The organism is Bacillus sp. ISL-77 (genome assembly GCF_018613105.1).
This window is the reverse complement of sequence record NZ_JAGGQY010000025.1, coordinates 72,691-90,952: the sequence shown is the minus strand read 5'-3', so window position 1 is coordinate 90,952 and position 18,262 is coordinate 72,691. Positions and strand designations below refer to the sequence as shown.

Genomic DNA, 18,262 nt, shown 5'->3' with positions numbered 1-18,262 from the left:
GTTTATTAACAGTTTAATCTATTAAACTTAAATCATAGTTGTCACAAAAAATAGAATATTCAAAATAATAAAACTTCCCATTTATCAATTATCTTTCATATTTTTTTATTTTACTTTAAGTCAATATTATCGTCTACATAATATTTTATATAAATGAAGGAAAGTGGCTAATAAAAAGGATGCACATACTTCCACCCATAATTAGTAGATATTAAATGAATAGCCTGTAAAAATTGTCCAATTTTAGAGGATTTTGAAGAATTATAGTAAATGCGAAGGTTTCACTCTTTATCATTTTATTATTTCAATATAACAAACTTACGAGTTCACTACCATTTGACGATTAACCCCTGCTTCCATACAATCACCTTCACTATAATACTACTACAGTTACCGTTTTTTTTCTTCTCTGGGAATGGAGACAATCAAAAATTATAGGAAACATGATTTATTTCACATACAAATGAATCCAAATATTTTAGAATATTCTTTAAAAATAGAAATCAGGTGAGGGTATGACATTGTTAAAAGAATTTTCAGATGTAGAAATGTTTTTAAATTCATTAGTTCGCTAGGTGTGGACTGCTTCTTTGGCTGTGACGAACAAGAGTTAATGCTTTTGAAAGATAAAAATGTTCGTTATGTACGGATGCAGCATGAGCAAGCTGCGGTTCATGCTACAGATGGTTTCGCTCGTGCTACAGGCAAACCTGGTGTAGTCCTGCTAACTACTGCTTCAGGAATAACCAATAGCATTACTGGGATCGCAACGGCTTATAGTGACTCGGTGCCGTTAGTCATTATAGCAGGGCAAATACATGATGATCCACTCCATACCAATCATGAAGCGTTTCATGAATTAAACATTTCAGGACTTACAATGGCCATTACGAAGCACGCCTTAAAAATAAATAACATCGAAGGCATGGACCAAGCTCTTAAAAATACCCTAACGATTGCGACTAACGGGAGACCAGGACCTGTTTTGCTTGAGCTCACAACAGATACAACGATGAATGTTACCCAGAACCACCGTTTAGGTCAACCACAGGTTAAAAGGGGGAATAGGATAGAAAATTCCATTAAAATGGCAATGAGTTTAATTGAAACAACCATAACAACCATCAAACCATACTATCTCGATAAAAAAACGCCAAACCATTGTGGAATTCAAAGGTTTGGCGTTTTTTTTTAGGAAGGAATCGTCCAAGAGTATAAAAATGAGCGGATTTTCGATTCCAATAGGTGAGAATAGATTCTATCAGCGAATTTGCATGTTCTATCGGCGAATCTTTAAGTTCTATCGGCGAATCCAGGAAGGTTAGGTCTATATTTAATAAATATACATTAGTTATGAATGAAAAGTACGACTATACAGCGTGTACTTGTCAATACGCTCCCGGTTCGGTTCATACCCGATACCGGGTTGTTTTGGAATCGTAATCATCCCGTCTTCCACTGTTACCTCGGGATCAATAATATCTTCCTTCCAATACCGGGCGGAAGCAGCTGTATCACCTGGGAGAGTAAAATTAGATAGGCTTGTTATTGCAATATTATGCGCCCTGCCAACTCCAGCCTCAAGCATGCCGCCACACCAGACGGGAATCCCATTTGCGTCACATAAATCATGGATTTTTTTAGATTCTGTTAAGCCTCCAACACGCCCAATTTTAATATTAATAATTTTACAACTGCCAAGTTGAATAGCCTTTCGCACGTCATCCACACTATGGATACTTTCATCCAGACAAATCGGTGTCTCGATTTGCGCTTGAAGCTGCGCATGATCGATGATATCATCAAAGCCCAACGGCTGCTCAATCATCATTAAATTAAATTGATCCATCGCCTTAAGCGTTTCGATATCCTCTAAAGTATAAGCGGTATTTGCATCCGCCATTAATGGAATATCTGGGTAGTGTTTTCGAATCTCTGCTAAAATATTTAAATCCCATCCTGGTTGAATTTTCACCTTGATCCGTTTGTATCCTTCTTGTAGATGACCCTCAATCAAAGCTAATAATTCTTCGACCGTATCCTGGATCCCAATACTGACGCCGACCTCAATCTTTTCTAATGTTCCTCCAAGGGCACTCGATAGACTAACTCCTTGCTTTTTAGCATAAGCATCCCAAATGGCCCCTTCAAGGGCAGCCTTTGCCATATAATTCCCACGGACATGATGAAAGCGCTCGGAGACCTCATCTGGATGAGAAATTGGCTCTTTCAGAAGAAGTGGAATCAGAAAATCCTCCATCATATGCCAATTGGTTTTGACTGTTTCTTCTTTATATGTGGCATCAATCGCAGCAACGGATTCAGCCCATCCCGTAATTCCATCCTTCGTTTTGACTTCGACCAAAATAAAATCTTTATCATTTTCGGTCCCTACAGCAGTCGTGAAGGGGTGTAATAGATCCATTTTCATATGTCTTAATACAATTCGCTGTATTTCCATCCTTATTTATACCTCACTCCGTTAAGTATGTTTCTTGGTTAATACATAATGATGAAGGTAAGGCTGATCACTTTTCCGTAATGCCGTAACCGTCCACCCTTTACTCATATAATGGGTAAAAACCTTGCGCGTTTTCATTCTCCATTCTAATGCAGCATTTAAATTATTCGATTTAACCGTTTGGAATTGATTTGGAACCGGAACATAGAGGAGATTGGCCCAGGCATCCCTCTCGCTATCTAGAAAAATATCCTTCGGTACCGGCAACCCCTCGGCATCCTCTTCCACTTGAATCAAGAGGGGCACTTCATGGTTATCAACGAAATCTTCCATCCGCTGAGACGTTTCCTCAGCTATGTTCCATTCCACTAAGAAGCGGTCAGATGGCAACCCTGCGTTAAGAATATCAGGCATTTCACCATAACAATTCTCAATATACTGTGTACACACTCCGCCTAATTTGCTTAAATTAAGGTATCCATTGACAGTTTCCAGTGGGTCATACGTCCACGTGATGAGTTGATAGCCCATCCTTCGTGCTTCTTCACGCTGCTTTAATTTTAATTTTTCTCCGATTCCCATTTTTCGAAAATCTGGATGAATCCCCATACTATGCGAACATAGATAGACCTTTGTCCCATCAAATCCTGGAAAGCTATACTGAAAGCCAATTAATCGAGTTCCAGAAAAAGCGCCTATCACCATACCGCCATTTTTAACGACGGCAATGCTATGGTTAACGGGTACTGGATCCTCATCAGCCCAAACAAGACTTTCTAAATCTCTCACAGCAGTCAATTCTTCTGCCGTATGTAACATGCGTATCGTAATCAGTTTTTGTAAGTCCATATTGTAACTATCCTCCTGCCACTTGATTAGATGACATTTTTAAGAAAGCTTTTTAAACGATCACTAGTAGGATTGGTGAACAGTTGTGCTGGAGCTCCTTGTTCTTCGATGACCCCGTCACACATATAAATAACGCGATCGGCCACTTCTCTAGCAAACTTCATTTCGTGAGTCACGATCAGCATGGTCATTCCTTCTTCGGCCAATCCCTTCATAACATTAAGAACTTCACTAACAAGTTCTGGGTCTAAAGCGGAGGTCGGTTCATCAAACAGCATAATTTTTGGATTCATCGCCATCGCCCGTGCAATCGCCACCCGCTGCTGCTGACCTCCAGAAAGTTTCCTTGGGTATACATCTTTTTTATCTTCAAGGCCGACCCTTTCTAGTAAAACTAATGCCTTTTCAACGGCTTCTGCTTTCGACTTCTTTAACGCCTGAATCGGCGCTTCAATAATATTTTGTAAAACGGTCAGGTGAGGAAATAAGTTGAATTGTTGAAATACCATCCCCACTTCCCGTCTAATTTGTTGAATACTCCGCGGCAAATAGTTCAATACCGTGCTATCAATTGAAATTCGGCCAGATGAAAGAGTCTCGAGCCCGTTCAGACAGCGAAGGAGTGTACTTTTCCCCGATCCGCTGGAACCAATCATGGCAACCACTTCGCCAGGGTACACCTGTAAATTAATCCCTTTTAAAACTTCCAGCTGATTAAAGCTTTTATGGACATTTTCAATTTCAATAATAGGGTGAAGATGATCTTTCACTTTATTTGACACGGTAGGTCCTCCCTTACTAACGTTCGCTAACCGACAACTTAAATTCTACCTTTCTTAAGAAAAACGAGAATATCGTTGTCATTACTAAATAAAGAACGGCTGCAGTAATATAGAACTCGATAAACGCATAGTTCGTTGATGCAAATCTTTGTGAAGTCATCATTAATTCTGAAACGGTAACAAGAGAAGCGAGCGATGAATCTTTTAGTAGTGTAATAGACTCATTGCCAATCGCAGGTATGCTTACTCTTAACGCCTGCGGGAGAATAATTCTCCGCATGATCGTTGGATAACTCAGACCTAGTGATTGTGCTGCTTCCATCTGTCCTTTAGGGATTGACAAGATCCCCCCTCTTAAAATTTCGGCAATATAGGCTCCAGCATTTATTCCTAAAGCAAGAACAGAGGCGGTAAAGGGATTCAACTCAATCCCTATTTGCGGAAGACCAAAGTAGACAAGAAATAGTTGAACCAAAAGGGGGGTACCTCTAAGGACCCAAATATAAAAGTCTGCGAACAAAGACAAAATCTTAAACTTTGAAATCTTCATGATCACGATAATGATTCCCATAATTAACCCTAGTACTAAGGAAACAATGGAGATTTCAAGTGTCATTAGAGATGCCTCGAGTAGAAATGGAATGTACTGAGTAACAAGAGAAAAATCTAACATGTCTTTAGCTCCTTATCGGATGTCTTTTCCAAACCATTTTTTACTAATTTCTTCATATTTCCCGTCTTTTTGCATTTCGGCAATAATCTTATTGATCTCTTTACGGAGATCATTATCTTCTTTTCGAATGGTCATTCCTGCTAGCTCTGTGTTCAATAGACCATCAATTGCTACTAAACTATAATTTTGATCGAGAATAATTTTTGCACCGACACCTTGGTCAGTTGATACACCTTCTAGACGGCCATTTACTAAGTCCTCAAAAGCAAGAAAATCATTCTTATACAGTTTCACATCGGCCCCAAGCTTTGTTACCTCTTCTGCAGCAGTGGTTGAGATCGTTACACCAATTTTTTTCCCCTTCATGTCTTTTGGTGCTTTGATAGAAGAATCTTTTGGAACAAATAACTGATTGCCTGTTGTAAAATAAGGGTCACTAAAAGATACTTTCTTCTTTCTTTCGTCTGTAATCGCCATATCGGAAATAATAATATCAAACTTTTTGCCTGTTAATGCAGGAATCATACTATCCCATGGGTTAGACAATAGAACCGCTTTTACACCAAGTCTTTTCGCCACTTCTTGGGCAATGTCCACGTCAAATCCTTCTAATTTATTACTTTTATTAATGAAGTTATAGGGAGGATACGCCCCTTCCATGGCAATCTCAATTTCTCCCTTATCTTTAATTGATTTAAGCGTATCACTTTTTTCTGAACCGCTAGTTTCTTTGCTTCCACCGCAGGCTGCCATGATCAGGACTAGACTTGCTATACACAAACCAACCATATACTTTTTCATAATGATCCCCCATTAATGTTTATTTTCATTATTTTTTGAAGCGGCATTATAAAGTAGACTTGTTAATATTTTCGTTCCATATAGCAGTGCCTTTTCATTAAATTGCATGTCCGGGTGGTGGAGACCAGGATGCAAGTCACAGCCTAATCCAATCATGGTTGCCTTTACTTCCGGATTTTGCAGGGTATAGAAGTGAAAATCTTCTCCTCCTTGTGAAATACAATTGTCTACTACATTTTCTTCTCCCAAGACAGAGGCAGCGGCAGCCTTTGCTAGTTTTATAGCTTCCATATTTAATCTTGCAGCAGGAACAAATTCTTTCACGGTTCCGTTTATACTTGTCCCAGTCAAAGTACCGACCTTCTCTAGCAAATCCACTGCTCTGGACTGCAGTTCATCCATTGCATCATTTGTCCTTGCACGTAAGTCCAAAATAAAATTAGCGGTTTCCGGAATGACATTGGAGGAATCTCCTCCAGCATGTAAACCTGTCATTTTAATAGAAAAGGAGTCCGGGCTATTTAAACGCATGTTTTGCAAGGCCTGAATTAAGAAGGAAGCGGCTTCGATCGGATTGATGCCGTCCTGAGGCCGCGATGCATGTGCTTGCTTGCCCTTAATTACTCCGTAAAGGGTTGCACAGGAACTATGAACAATGGCAGGAGCCACTTTCCCCATTGGAACTTCCATCCATGGACGAAGATGAACACCAAATAAGTATTGAACACCTTCCAAAGCACCCTCTTGCATCATTCGCAGCGCCCCCTCCCCCTTCTCCTCTGCTGGTTGAAAAATAAACCGGATAGGCTTAGAGTGAAAAGATTTATTAGCAGCTATGGCTAAGGCAGTATGTAATACCATGGTGCTGTGGGCGTCGTGCCCGCAGGAATGATTGGGTTGAATCTTCCCTTTCACTTCTTGTAATAGGGCATCCATATCGGCGCGTAAGGCAACGATCTCGTTGCCTTCTCCTGGAATATCGGCAACAATACCAAAATGCCCTTCGTATGTTTTAAATGAGATCCCTGCTTTCGCTAATTCTTCCTGAATACATTGTGAAGTTTTCTGTTCCTGCCAGCTTGGCTCCGCCAATTGGTTCAGATCAGCATAAGTCTTTAGAATCGCTTGTTCCTGCTCGTTCATAAAATTGAAAAGCTGGCTCATAATGGAACTCCTTTCCTAATTTGTCATTCAACAAACACACCATAGTTCGAGTAAAGTTCTTCTAATTTCTGCTGTCGAACTTGGATTTGATCCGAATTTTCCACCTTCATCCCAGCAATGATAAAATCCAACAAAATGATTGCAGGTGTGATGGAATGGGCGGCCGATTCGGAATCTTCTTCTGTTGTCAGCGTATAATCGGCGATTCGACCAATCGGAGACAATAAACGATCGGTAACGCAAATGATTGGAACCCCTTGTTTTTTGGCACATTCTGCAATATGCAGGGTTTCCTTCGAATAACGAGGAAACGAGATAATAAATAGAACAGAGCGATCACTTAAATCGGTTAACCGCTCATAGATTTCTCCTGTTGACGGACAAAGTGTGACTTGATCCCGCAGTGTATGAAGCTGAAAGGAAAACCAGTGAGCCGGTGCATAGGATGCACCCATTCCCAAAATGAAGATCCGATCTGCTTTGATTAAAACATCAACGACCTTCCAAAGTTCGGTTTCATTGAGCTGGTGATTGGTTTGTCGCTGGGAAAGAATTTCCTTTTCCAAGATTTCCGTAAAAAGAGAAGTGTGCTCCTCCTCTTTATTTTCGATTTTGGATTTTGTACTGAATGGATGCAAACTTTTGTTTACAATCTGCTGTTGAATGTAATGGAGCATTTCGCTAAATCCATTGAATCCCAACGCATAGGAGAGTCGGATGACGGTGGTTTCACTAACATCTACCTTTCGTCCAATCATAGTGGCCGTGTCAAAAGCTGATTCATCTAGTTTTTCGATCAGATGTTTGGCTACTTTTTTTTGTCCAGGAGACAACGTTTCATATTTTTCCTTAATAATCGTTTCAAAGCTTTTCATATGTCCTCCAATTCGTGCAGTAAATGCTTCATAATTAATAAATGTTGCAGTAACTTCTTTATTGTTTTTTATTATACCCTATTTGTTGAATATTTAGAAATCTTTTTTTATAAAAAGTTTACTGTTTTTTAAGAGTTTCCTAGATAACAAAAAAATGTCAGGCACCATCCCGTAATTGGGTGGTGCCTGACACCTAGCATTTCTTCCTCTTTCATAATAGTTTTTATAAAACCGATGATGATGGACGATTATATTCTATTCCTTGAATGCGCTCCTGATGGGTGTATACATTAAATCCGTTTCCACGGATAAAACCAACCGCCGTAATTCCAAGTTCCTCTGCTAAATCAAGGGCAAGATTGGTAGGTGCAGATTTAGATAGAATAATCCCAACTCCAATCTTGGCTGCTTTTAGTAACACCTCGGATGAAATACGGCCACTGAAAGCTATGATTTTATCCTTAAGTGGTATTCGGTTAATAATGCAATAGCCAAATAGTTTATCAAGGGCATTATGTCTACCGATATCCGTTCTTGCTACCACAATTCCATCCTTCGTACATAGTGCAGCATTATGAACCCCGCCCGTTTGTTGAAAATGTGAAGAGCTTTCCTGCATCTGGATCATTAACTCACGGCATTGTTCCGGTGTAACCGTCAATTCTGTCATAACCGTTTTAGCTGTCTTTACATCATTATGAAAGTAAAATTGTCGACCTTTTCCACAACAAGAACCAATAAATCTCTTAGAGTGGAAATCTTTTTGTATCGAATGTTTATTAACAAGATCGACATAAGCAAAACCCTTTTCTTCATCGATATGAATCGAGTGAATATCTTTGTAGACTCGAATCACACCTTCAGAAGCTAAGAATCCAACAACCAATTCTTTCAGTTCAGAAGGGGTACATACCATGGTGGCAAACTCAGTTCCATCTAATATAATCGTTAGGGCAGATTCGACTGCAATGTCATCCTCTTCCTCCATAAAGTTATGTCCATTATACTTGACAATGTTTTGAGAAATAGTGATTTCCTTTAACAAATTCGCAGCCCCTTTCCATGGATATTCTTGCCCTTAACCAACTTCGGTTTCAAGATCAGCAATCGGCTTTTCTACATATTGGGTATCTTTACGGGCATTATATCGTTCAGCTTTTTCAACATTTACTGAGATGTTGTAATCCGGAATGCCGGCAAATTTCTCATAACGACCGCGCGGGAGCAAGTAGTTACCCTCTGGGAAATGAACTTCTAAATTTCCTTGCGCAATGTCAACAAACTTAGCAGTACCTTGGAAGACGCCAAATCCGTTATAAACAACAATTCCTTCGCCTTCAGCTATGCTTAATTTATGTCCATCAATAGGACTCATTAACACGTCATAACGACCTGCACCGTTTAACGGATCAACTTCTTTATATACCATCGAGTTAAACTGCTTACCACGGCGAGATGTAATAATAAATTGTTCTGGCTTTTTATTTAAATCCGGAATATCAACCGGAATTAAGGTACCTCTGCCATCTGGAGTTGGACAAATTCCATCTTCACATAACCAAGCGCCGCCCCACTGGAAAACGTCTCCTTGCTTTTTCAAATGCTGGATACCGTCGTAATCAGGATTTGCTTTGGCAATTTCCTCACGAATAGCTTGACCGTCAGCAAAATCAACCAAATGAGCCGTTTCTGGTTTCACACGCTTAGCAAGGTCCAGATAAATCTTCCATTCTCCACGTGCTTCTTCAATTATGTTTTTGTTCCCATTAATTTCAGGAGAGAAGTAAACCATCCGTTCTGTTGATGTACTCGTACCGCCTCCTTCTTGCTCATAACGAGTTTTCGCCGGTAACACGATGACTGCTTCTTTAGCATCGACTAAAGTCGATGTGTTTAAAATAATATCTTGATGCACGCGAATTTCCAGTTCAGATAAGGCTTGTTCAATAAAATCAGGGTCAGGCATCGTTTCTAAGAAATTACCACCTGATAGGTAATATAATTTCACTTTCCGCTCATGATCTTTAGGAAGAACAATGTTTTCTAGTGTGACACCAACGATATCCCCCTGCCACTGTGGAAGGTCAAATCCCCAAAGCTTTTCGATTCGCTCTACATTGTTCACATCCCAACCTCCACCAGGTAAAACAAACGGGTCGGCACCCATTTCTCCGCTGCCTTGAACACTTGAGTGTCCACGGAATGGCATAAGACCAGCGTGCTTTCGTCCTAAGTGTCCTCGAAGTAGTGCCAGGTTTGCTACTTGAGAGATATTGTCTGTTGCAAAGGAGTGCATCGTCAGGCCAAGCGCCCAAGCATAGACCGCATTTTTGCTGTTTGCTAAAAGTTCAGCTAATTCAATGATTCGTTCTTTAGGAACACCTGAAGATTCGATGATATCTTCCCACGATTGATCTTGTAGTTTTTTCTTTAATTCTTCGTAACCGTTAACATGTTCCTCTACGAACTCATGGTTAATCGCTGAACCATATGCTTTTTCTTCCATATCAAACCAATGCTTCATGATTCCATGCATAAATGCAATATCTCCACCGATGTTGACTTGATAGAAATCATCAGCAATTTTTGTTCCGAATAATGCGGACTCAGGGTTTGAAGGAATCCAATACTTATCCATCGCTGGTTCGCGGTATGGGTTAACAACGATGATTTTAGTTCCTTTTTTCTTTGCTTCAAGCATATATTTTGAAGATACAGGTGATGAGTTCGAAGCGACACTTCCCCAAAACAGTAAGACATCTGTTCCAATCCAATCTAGATAATTGGATGTAGATGCTCCCACACCAATGGAACGTTTTAAAGCTGTTTTACTTGGAGCGTGGCAAATACGGGATGCGTTATCAATGTGATTGGTCCCGAGAAAACGTGCGACTTTCGCTGCAACATAATAGCTTTCGTTTGTAATCCCTCGAGCGGTTAAATAAAATGCATATTGTTTCGGATCCAATTTTTTCATTTTATCTGCAATTAGATCCATTGCGTGATCCCATGTTATCCGTGAAAATTTGCGCTCCCCTTTGCGACGAATCATTGGATATGGAATCCGACCTAACTTACGAAGTTCAGTACTATCATATTTCCTTAGTTCATCAATATCGGCATGAAGAATTTCGGTCTTAATCGCAGGCATTGTATTTAGCCGGAGCACATTCAAACGTGTGGTGCAAACGTGTGGTCCATCCAATGTTTGGTCATATAACCCTGATACACCGAGTGCGCAACCGTCACAAACCCCTTTTGTAATAATACGTGTGGCATAGCCGATGTTATCTTTATTATCCCAAGCGATTTTCATCGTATCGCGAATATGTTGTGGCTTAATCTTTCCTAGTCCAAAAGGAATTGGACTTACCCAGTATTTAGGAGCTGGTAACTTTGCCTTTTTTTGTGGTCCTGGATGTTGGGTTTCTCCCATTTTCATTTCCTCCTCTATCGTGCCAATTGCAAATTACCCAATAAAAAACCACCTAGGATTTTATTCATCCATTAAAATGGACAAATATTTCTAGGTGGTTAGTCTTTAACAGGTACGCTGTCAAGTGCCAACATTATGTAGTTGAAAGAGTTTTAATCGGGTTTAAATTTAAATCTTTAAGTTAAACTTTTCCTCAATATCTTGATCAAAAACGAAGATCGACATCCCCATGTCGTTTTCAATATCAATATCCACAAAGACACGAATGAATTTTGCATTCAGAAGTTCTTCCATTTCCTGAGGATAGTTTTTTTTATAAATATCCTTTACCATTTCAGTACGAGCAGATCGTAACATTTGTTTCCCATCTTCCGCTGTAGCAATAAATTTTTCTATAGGAGATAAATTACCTTCTAATTCACAAATTGCCCAGTTCTTGCAAAAAGTTGTTCGAACTTGACTAGGGCCTTTACCCATATAACGTTTTCTATACGCGCGAACAATGTTACTAAATTCTGCTTCATATTTATTCACATGACTCAACTCACTTGTTTTTACTCAATGTTTTCACTGTATTAATGATGTTTTTCTATTATTATACTATAAAACCAACAATTATCCTACCAATAAATAACCATATAATTGCATACCTCTGGCAGGAAAAAGAAGGTCATAAGTCTAGGGACTCTCCCTAATGAAATTGGTTTTGTTAACATCATATGCAAACAAATATAAAAACCATTGTAATTGATTCTTTATAGGTTCCATAAAAAGTTGGAATCCCAATTGAATCATTACAACGGTTCGCCTAAAACAGGTTCGCTGTTACGCACCAACAGTTATAATATTTTTTCTTGTAATATGAGTTTAATAACCTCTTAACCGATAAACAGGTTCGCTGTTTCGTATTAAAAAAGACTCATATTTAATAATAAATCGTACATTTTTCACAAATTGTTCACATTTAACATCTTTATAATAACATGGTGCCGAAATCAATACAATAGAAGATTATTTCAGTTGAAGATTGCTTTTTTCCCTACTGGTTTTTAAAACTTGACTCCAAACCATTCGTATCAATATATTGGTACTCAGTTTCTAATTCACCCATAGTCCATTCATACAGATGTTTATTATTTTTTTTAAATATTCCCGATCTAATTAGTTCATTTATTAGAAATTGCCTTTTTTGTTGGACAGCTTTTGGTTGGTTATTTTTCATTAAGAAGAGTTCCAACTCCTTTCCATAAAGGTAATTATAGTTGAGATTTTTTAAGAATTTGTCGATTGAACGTGTATTTAATGACTTTTAAAGGAATTGTTAACCTTCCTTAACAAAAGAAAATGTCTTTCTAAAAATTTAATCTAAAAGATAATTTTGAAAATAATTCTTAATCAAATGTAATATTATCGTAAACCTGAAAAAGCTTTATCTGTGATACATTAAATTTAATTTTAAAAACAAAAAGTACATAGAAATGTGAAAAAAATTAGTAAACAAGAATGAGTGATTACATGTTAAATGTAAAAGAGGTTACTGAACAGCTAAGGGATGAAGGGATAACAGATAATGAACAAGTCGTCATACGGTGGATTCTCGAAGGGAAAATAAAAGCGAAAAGGACGAAACATCTTAATATTGACTTCTTGATCAAACCAAAAGATCTAGTAGCCTTCATATTAGAAAAGAAGATTGAGTACAAAATGAAACAATTTGGTATTGATTATCTGGATTGGGAAAAAACGTTTCAAGAGAACCAGAGATTAAAAGAGGAAATCGAAGAGGTAAAAACTAATATTCGGATCGAACAAGCAAAAGTTAGTGGTTTGAAAAAAATGTTAAAAGCAGAATATGCGCTTTCCGATCATCCCCCACTTAACTTTTACACACTATTTGGTTTGGATGCGGGTTCTGACCAAGCAATGCTAAAGAAAGAGTTTAAAAAACTACTGAAAGCCCTTCATCCCGATCGCGCTGGAGACGAAAGACTTTTTAAAGTGTTTTATGAACATTACAAAAAGACCATTTAACTTTAATATTTTTCTACAAACGGTAGGAGTATCCGATGATTTACCGTCTTAATTTGTCCGATTAAGGAGTAATTTAACTATTCCTTATTAAATATGGAGATTAATGTAGATAAGTTTTATAACGTGTTAGCAGGAAAAAATCATCTCGTTACAAAAATAGTAAAGAAGACGTAACAGATATCTAACGAATACGTTGAAAGGTGGTCATTTTCCTTGAGTACGGATTTATCCCTACAACAAATCGTCGAAGGTCTACCGAAGTCGTTATTAAATGCATCTGATAGAGATTTGGAAGGATTCCAAAAAATTATCGAAGAAACAATAAAATTAAGAGAAGGCCATAGAAACTTGCAAAAAATGGTTAAAAACTTCTCAACCACTACGATTCAGCGAGCCTAAAAAGTGAAATTACTATAAAGTTTTTGGAAGGTGAAATTCACCTTCCTTTCTTTTCGCTCAGTTGCTATAACCAAATAAAAAAATCCGGCCCAATTGATGAGCCGGATTTCTTACGTCTGCTTAATTTCTAACCTTCGTGCAACCAATGACAAGGCATAATTAACGATAAAGTACATCAAAGCCACCATTACAAAAACAGGTATCACATACGAGCCCTTTTGTGCATAAACAATTTGTCCGTTGTGCAATAAATCCGGTAAGGCGATGACGACAGCTAATGATGTATCTTTAAGCAGAGAAATAAATTGACTCACAATCGGAGGAACCATTCTTCTCAGCGCTTGGGGCATGATGATATAGCGTAATGTCTGGATGTAGGTCAGGCCAGACGCACGTCCTGCTTCCACCTGTCCTTTTTCGATAGAGTTTAAACCGCTTCGGATAATTTCCGATATCATCGCCGATTCAAAAACCGTTAATGCTGCAATAGCCGCTGATGTTATTTCCATTTCAATCCCGATTTCGGGCAATGCAAAATACGTGAAGAAAATGATCAGCAGCAATGGAAGGTTTCGAATCGTCTCAACAATCACGGCAAGTAATTTAGAAACAACGGGAATCCTCGCATATCTGAGCGTTCCTGTGAGACCGCCAATAATGAAGCTAAGCACTATTGAAATGGCAGCGACCTTAAGAGTGACCCCAAACCCTTCCAGTAAAAATTTAATATTGTCAAGTGTATACACTTCAATGAACGGTGCTAGAAAATCCATCTACACAGCTCCTTAATTACTTCTAGCCATGCGTTTTTCTAAAAATCCTACGCCAAGACTTAAAGGTATTGTTAAAATTAAATAAAATAAGGCCACAAAAATATAGGTATCAAAAGTTATGTATGTCTTTGCCGAAATTAAATCCCCCTGATACATTAAATCCCCACCTGCGACTACGGCTAACAATGATGAATTTTTAACTAAATTGATAAATTGGTTGCCAAGAGGAGGGATTACGATCTTAATAGCCTGAGGGAGTATAACCATTCTCATTGCCTGGCCGTAACTCAATCCTGTCGAGCGGGCAGCTTCCATTTGCCCTTTTGGAACAGACATAATTCCGGCACGGATTGCTTCAGCAATGAAAGCGGCTGTATAGATGGTCAATCCGATGGTTCCAGCAGTCATCCCGCCAAAATTTCCAGCTAAATAAGTGAAAAACACGATAACCAGTACCGGTATATTACGGATAAATTCAACATATGCCGAACCAAGAAAGTTAAGAGGTTTAAATGGGGCGATTCGCATGACTGCAATAAGTGTTCCCAAAATAAAACTGCATATTAATGCTATTAAACTGGCAATAATCGTTATTTTTAATCCTTCCAAAAATGAATCGATATTATTTGTTAGTATCGAGAAATCCAGCAAACGATCTCCTCCTAATTCATCAGAATGAGCAGGTCCGCAAACTTGCCTGCGGACTGCTGCCCAACCTGACGAGAAACCCGATATAAATAATTAATGTTTAATCCATTTATCCTTAATTTCATCGTACTTACCTGAATCCTTCAGGCTTTTTAAAGCTTTATTCAACTCATCGACAAGCTCTTTATTTCCTTTTTTAACGGCTATTCCATAAGGCTCTTCTGTGAACGTTCCTCCGACCAATTCAAATGACGGATCTTCTTCTGCCATACCATAAAGGATTGCATCATCTGTGGTCAGGGCATCACCCTTACCTGACTTTAAGGCTGTAAATGCTTCAGCATAGTTTTCAAATTCAAGTACGGTTGTTTCAGGAGCTTTCTCACGAATATTTACGGATGAGGTCGAGCCTTTAACAGCAAGCACCTTTGTTCCTTTTTTCAAGTCTTCAATGCCTTTAACCTTGCTTCCTTTTTTCACTAGCAATGATTGCCCGGCATCAAAATATACATCCGTAAAATCGACTTCTTTTTTACGTTCTTCATTGATGGTCATAGTGGCGACAACCGCATCAACCTTACCATTATTTAAGAGTCCTACCCTCGTTTTCGAAGTAACCTCGACATACTCAGGCTTAACCTCTTTGCCAAACATTTCTTCGGCAAGTGCTTTAGAAAGATCAATGTCAAACCCTTCCACCTCACCTGTCGAAGGATTTTTCAATCCAAACAAACGAGTATCATGTTTTACACCAAATACAATTTTTTTCTCTTCTTTAATCTGAGCAAGTACATCTTTGCTGCTTTCTTTTGAAGCCTTGTCCCCGCCGCAACCCGCAAGTAGTATAGCGGCCATAGTTGACACTACCGCCATTTTTACGAAATTTTTAGTTTTGAACATTCCATTTCCTCCCTATTAATGATTTAAAATACGGCTGAGAAATAAGCGAGCCCGTTCTTCACGCGGATTCTCATAAAATTCAGCCGGAACTGCTTCTTCTAATATTCGCCCCTCATCCATAAAAACGATTCGGTCAGCAACCTCCTTGGCAAAGCCCATTTCGTGGGTTACGACCACCATTGTCATACCTTCTTTGGCCAAGGCTTTCATTACATCCAGTACCTCGCCGATCATTTCAGGATCAAGTGCTGAGGTTGGTTCATCGAAAAGCATGATCTCCGGGTTCATTGCAAGGCCACGGGCGATGGCTACACGCTGCTGCTGACCTCCGGAAAGCTGTGAAGGATAAGATTCAGCCTTATCTAATATGCCTACCTTGGTAAGATAATGGCGTGCTGTTTCCTTAGCTTCTTTTTCGGATTGGCCCAATACTTTCATCGGAGCAAGAGTAATATTTTCAAGCACTGTTTTGTGCGGATATAAATAGAAGTGCTGAAAAACCATACCAATATTACGCCTTAGCTTATTGATATCTGTTTTTTTATCCCCTACTGATATCCCATTTACGGTGAGTGTCCCGTCAGAGATGGTTTCCAGATGATTGATACAGCGCAACAAGGTACTTTTCCCTGATCCAGACGGACCGATTACTACAACCACTTCACCTTGATTGATTGTAAGATTAATATCTTTTAAGACATGAAAATCCCCATAAAATTTATGTACCTGATTAAATACAATCATTCTTGACCTCCTGATTTAAAACCTATTACATGTGAAAATTCCATTATTAGTAATTTTCAGAATAACTTAAATTATATTTATATTTTGTCGAATTGTCAATTCATGACAATTTACCTAGAATTTTCCGTTATTTAACACTTTCTTGGGTTTTAGATGCTTAAAGCAAAAAGGTGTCAGGCACCATCCATAAAATTGGATGGTGCCTGACACCTTTTAATGTAGGATTGTCGGCTTACATTTATCTTACTTTTTCTTAGTCAATCGAGCTCTCTGATTATTCCTTCTTTTTCAATTTATATCCTATATAAAGGACCATAAACCATATAGGTGCTACAACTAATGCTCCTCGCATTCCCTCAATAAAGGCCATTAAGACCACGACAAGTGCTAAAAAAGCAAGGGCTAAGTAGCTTGAAACTGGATATAGCGGCATTTTAAATGCTAGTTTTTTTACTTCTTCTGTCGTTTTTGATTGTCTGAACTTTATTTGTGTAATCAGAATTATGGTCCAGCTAGTAATAACCGCAACCGTTGCGACAGAGGAAATATAGATAAATACTTTTTCAGGAACAATATAATTTAAAAATACTGCCACTAATAAAAATGATGACGAAAATAGGATTCCACGTCGTGGTGTAGAATGCTTGTTGAGCTTTCCAAAATATTTCGGACCATTATTTTGTAGAGATAAATTGTATAGCATTCTTCCAGTACTGAATAAACCACTATTAAAAGCAGACAATGCTGCTGTTAACACGACAAAGTTAATAATATGGGCGGCCCCAGGAATTCCGATTTTATCAAAAATTAACACAAACGGGCTGCCATTCGTCCCTACTTCATTCCAAGGATATAAACTCATCATGATGCCTAGTGCAGCAATATAAAAAATTAAAATCCTCCAGACCACATTGTTGATTGCAGATGGAATTGACTTTCGAGGATTTTTAGCCTCCCCTGCGGTAATACCGACGAGTTCTACCCCGCCAAATGAAAACATCACTAGAACCAATGACATGAAAATACCGTTTATCCCATTTGGCATAAATCCTCCATGAGTCCAAAGATTGTTAAAACCGATGGGCTGGCCTTCGTTGCCGATACCTAAGAGGATCATTCCTAATCCAACAACAATCATTCCAATAATCGCAACCACTTTAATCATCGCGAACCAGAATTCAAACTCTCCAAATGCTTTAACACTTGTAAGGTTCACCATTGTGATTACAACAAGTGTAGCAAGTGCTGTCAGCCATTGTGGAATTTCTGGAAACCAGTAGTTTACATAGACGCCAACAACTGTAATTTCCGCCATCCCAACGACAACCCACATAAACCAATAGGTCCAACCGGTTAAGTAACCCGCAAACGGCCCTAAATAACGATTTGCGTATGAACTAAATGAGCCGGAAACCGGCTCATCTACAGCCATTTCCCCTAATGCTCTCATAATGGTAAAAATAACTAAGCCTCCGACTAAGTATGAGAGCAAAATTGACGGACCAGCCATTTGAATCGTTGCACTTGAACCATAGAACAGACCTACTCCAATCGCACCCCCAAGTGCAATTAGCTGGATGTGCCTGTTGTCTAGACCTCGTTGTAGTTGCTCACTTTCGTGATTTTTGCCCAACACTAATATTCCACCCTTCTTAATTATTCTTTTACAATAACTAAGATCGATATTCCTTTCCACATGAAAGAAAATTCAATAAATTCACTCTTC

19 protein-coding genes are annotated in these 18,262 nt (G+C 38.7%); 3 read left to right on the top strand and 16 right to left on the bottom strand.

Going from position 1 to position 18,262, the window contains the following annotated elements; genetic code table 11:
* The first annotated feature begins 520 nt into the window (after window positions 1-520).
* A complete protein-coding gene (locus J7E77_RS09885; protein ID WP_308160505.1) occupies window positions 521-1,195 on the top strand; it encodes a thiamine pyrophosphate-binding protein in 675 nt (224 codons plus the stop codon).
* A gap of 156 nt (window positions 1,196-1,351) precedes the next feature.
* On the opposite strand, the gene menC is transcribed toward J7E77_RS09885, so the two are convergent.
* The 11 genes from menC to J7E77_RS09830 form a co-directional block, all read right to left on the bottom strand.
* Complete coding sequence (gene menC / locus J7E77_RS09880; RefSeq protein ID WP_214713837.1) at window positions 1,352-2,461, bottom strand: o-succinylbenzoate synthase; 1,110 nt, start codon at window positions 2,459-2,461, stop codon at window positions 1,352-1,354.
* Window positions 2,462-2,482: 21 nt separating this feature from the next.
* Window positions 2,483-3,310: a GNAT family N-acetyltransferase gene (locus J7E77_RS09875; protein WP_214713836.1), complete on the bottom strand. Its 828-nt coding sequence runs from the start codon at window positions 3,308-3,310 to the stop codon at window positions 2,483-2,485.
* Between the two features lie 26 nt (window positions 3,311-3,336).
* Entirely contained in the window at window positions 3,337-4,059 is a 723-nt protein-coding gene (locus J7E77_RS09870; protein ID WP_214713967.1) for an amino acid ABC transporter ATP-binding protein, read from the bottom strand.
* Between the two features lie 49 nt (window positions 4,060-4,108).
* Window positions 4,109-4,765 (bottom strand): amino acid ABC transporter permease, encoded by a 657-nt coding sequence (locus J7E77_RS09865; protein ID WP_214713834.1) that lies wholly within the window; start codon window positions 4,763-4,765, stop codon window positions 4,109-4,111.
* A 12-nt stretch (window positions 4,766-4,777) separates the two neighbouring features.
* Entirely contained in the window at window positions 4,778-5,566 is a 789-nt protein-coding gene (locus tag J7E77_RS09860; RefSeq protein ID WP_214713832.1) for a transporter substrate-binding domain-containing protein, read from the bottom strand.
* Window positions 5,567-5,578: 12 nt separating this feature from the next.
* Window positions 5,579-6,730 carry an amidohydrolase gene (locus J7E77_RS09855; RefSeq protein WP_214713830.1) on the bottom strand — a complete coding sequence of 384 codons (1,152 nt, stop codon included), beginning with the start codon at window positions 6,728-6,730 and terminating at the stop codon, window positions 5,579-5,581.
* Between the two features lie 23 nt (window positions 6,731-6,753).
* Window positions 6,754-7,605 carry a MurR/RpiR family transcriptional regulator gene (locus J7E77_RS09850; RefSeq protein ID WP_214713828.1) on the bottom strand — a complete coding sequence of 284 codons (852 nt, stop codon included), beginning with the start codon at window positions 7,603-7,605 and terminating at the stop codon, window positions 6,754-6,756.
* A gap of 223 nt (window positions 7,606-7,828) precedes the next feature.
* On the bottom strand, window positions 7,829-8,650 hold the full coding sequence (gene fdhD, locus J7E77_RS09845) for a formate dehydrogenase accessory sulfurtransferase FdhD (protein ID WP_214713826.1): 822 nt from the start codon (window positions 8,648-8,650) through the stop codon (window positions 7,829-7,831).
* 33 nt (window positions 8,651-8,683) lie between these two features.
* On the bottom strand, window positions 8,684-11,041 hold the full coding sequence (locus tag J7E77_RS09840) for an FdhF/YdeP family oxidoreductase (RefSeq protein WP_214713824.1): 2,358 nt from the start codon (window positions 11,039-11,041) through the stop codon (window positions 8,684-8,686).
* A gap of 168 nt (window positions 11,042-11,209) precedes the next feature.
* A complete protein-coding gene (locus J7E77_RS09835; RefSeq protein WP_214713822.1) occupies window positions 11,210-11,575 on the bottom strand; it encodes a Na-translocating system protein MpsC family protein in 366 nt (121 codons plus the stop codon).
* 505 nt (window positions 11,576-12,080) lie between these two features.
* The gene (locus tag J7E77_RS09830) at window positions 12,081-12,263 is read right to left on the bottom strand and encodes a Fur-regulated basic protein FbpA (RefSeq protein ID WP_214713820.1); all 183 of its coding nucleotides are present in this window, start codon (window positions 12,261-12,263) and stop codon (window positions 12,081-12,083) included.
* Window positions 12,264-12,556: 293 nt separating this feature from the next.
* On the opposite strand from J7E77_RS09830, the gene J7E77_RS09825 reads away from it, so the two are divergent.
* Both J7E77_RS09825 and J7E77_RS09820 read left to right on the top strand, forming a co-directional pair.
* Entirely contained in the window at window positions 12,557-13,072 is a 516-nt protein-coding gene (locus tag J7E77_RS09825; RefSeq protein WP_214713818.1) for a J domain-containing protein, read from the top strand.
* 213 nt (window positions 13,073-13,285) lie between these two features.
* The gene (locus tag J7E77_RS09820; RefSeq protein ID WP_214713817.1) at window positions 13,286-13,471 is read left to right on the top strand and encodes a hypothetical protein; all 186 of its coding nucleotides are present in this window, start codon (window positions 13,286-13,288) and stop codon (window positions 13,469-13,471) included.
* Between the two features lie 110 nt (window positions 13,472-13,581).
* Here J7E77_RS09820 and J7E77_RS09815 read toward each other — a convergent pair whose 3' ends face one another.
* The 5 genes from J7E77_RS09815 to J7E77_RS09795 all read right to left on the bottom strand — a co-directional run bounded on the left by J7E77_RS09815 (window position 13,582) and on the right by J7E77_RS09795 (window position 18,169).
* A complete protein-coding gene (locus tag J7E77_RS09815) occupies window positions 13,582-14,244 on the bottom strand; it encodes an amino acid ABC transporter permease (protein WP_214713815.1) in 663 nt (220 codons plus the stop codon).
* Window positions 14,245-14,256: 12 nt separating this feature from the next.
* Window positions 14,257-14,895 carry an amino acid ABC transporter permease gene (locus J7E77_RS09810; RefSeq protein ID WP_214713813.1) on the bottom strand — a complete coding sequence of 213 codons (639 nt, stop codon included), beginning with the start codon at window positions 14,893-14,895 and terminating at the stop codon, window positions 14,257-14,259.
* A gap of 90 nt (window positions 14,896-14,985) precedes the next feature.
* Window positions 14,986-15,792, bottom strand: coding sequence for a transporter substrate-binding domain-containing protein (locus J7E77_RS09805; RefSeq protein ID WP_214713811.1), 807 nt, complete (start codon window positions 15,790-15,792; stop codon window positions 14,986-14,988).
* A gap of 15 nt (window positions 15,793-15,807) precedes the next feature.
* Window positions 15,808-16,536 carry an amino acid ABC transporter ATP-binding protein gene (locus J7E77_RS09800; RefSeq protein ID WP_088088296.1) on the bottom strand — a complete coding sequence of 243 codons (729 nt, stop codon included), beginning with the start codon at window positions 16,534-16,536 and terminating at the stop codon, window positions 15,808-15,810.
* 274 nt (window positions 16,537-16,810) lie between these two features.
* Window positions 16,811-18,169, bottom strand: coding sequence for an amino acid permease (locus tag J7E77_RS09795; RefSeq protein ID WP_214713965.1), 1,359 nt, complete (start codon window positions 18,167-18,169; stop codon window positions 16,811-16,813).
* Between the last annotated feature and the right edge of the window lie 93 nt (window positions 18,170-18,262).

Excerpts from the sequence above, each read along its gene's own strand:
- menC (WP_214713837.1), bottom strand. The coding sequence starts at position 2,461 with ATGGAAATACAGCGAATTGTATTAAGACATATGAAAATGGATCTATTA.
- J7E77_RS09875 (WP_214713836.1), bottom strand. The coding sequence starts at position 3,310 with ATGGACTTACAAAAACTGATTACGATACGCATGTTACATACGGCAGAA.
- J7E77_RS09865 (WP_214713834.1), bottom strand. The coding sequence starts at position 4,765 with ATGTTAGATTTTTCTCTTGTTACTCAGTACATTCCATTTCTACTCGAG.
- J7E77_RS09860 (WP_214713832.1), bottom strand. The coding sequence starts at position 5,566 with ATGAAAAAGTATATGGTTGGTTTGTGTATAGCAAGTCTAGTCCTGATC.
- J7E77_RS09855 (WP_214713830.1), bottom strand. The coding sequence starts at position 6,730 with ATGAGCCAGCTTTTCAATTTTATGAACGAGCAGGAACAAGCGATTCTA.
- J7E77_RS09850 (WP_214713828.1), bottom strand. The coding sequence starts at position 7,605 with ATGAAAAGCTTTGAAACGATTATTAAGGAAAAATATGAAACGTTGTCT.
- J7E77_RS09840 (WP_214713824.1), bottom strand. The coding sequence starts at position 11,041 with ATGGGAGAAACCCAACATCCAGGACCACAAAAAAAGGCAAAGTTACCA.
- J7E77_RS09830 (WP_214713820.1), bottom strand. The coding sequence starts at position 12,263 with ATGAAAAATAACCAACCAAAAGCTGTCCAACAAAAAAGGCAATTTCTA.
- J7E77_RS09825 (WP_214713818.1), top strand. The coding sequence starts at position 12,557 with ATGTTAAATGTAAAAGAGGTTACTGAACAGCTAAGGGATGAAGGGATA.
- J7E77_RS09815 (WP_214713815.1), bottom strand. The coding sequence starts at position 14,244 with ATGGATTTTCTAGCACCGTTCATTGAAGTGTATACACTTGACAATATT.
- J7E77_RS09805 (WP_214713811.1), bottom strand. The coding sequence starts at position 15,792 with ATGTTCAAAACTAAAAATTTCGTAAAAATGGCGGTAGTGTCAACTATG.
- J7E77_RS09800 (WP_088088296.1), bottom strand. The coding sequence starts at position 16,536 with ATGATTGTATTTAATCAGGTACATAAATTTTATGGGGATTTTCATGTC.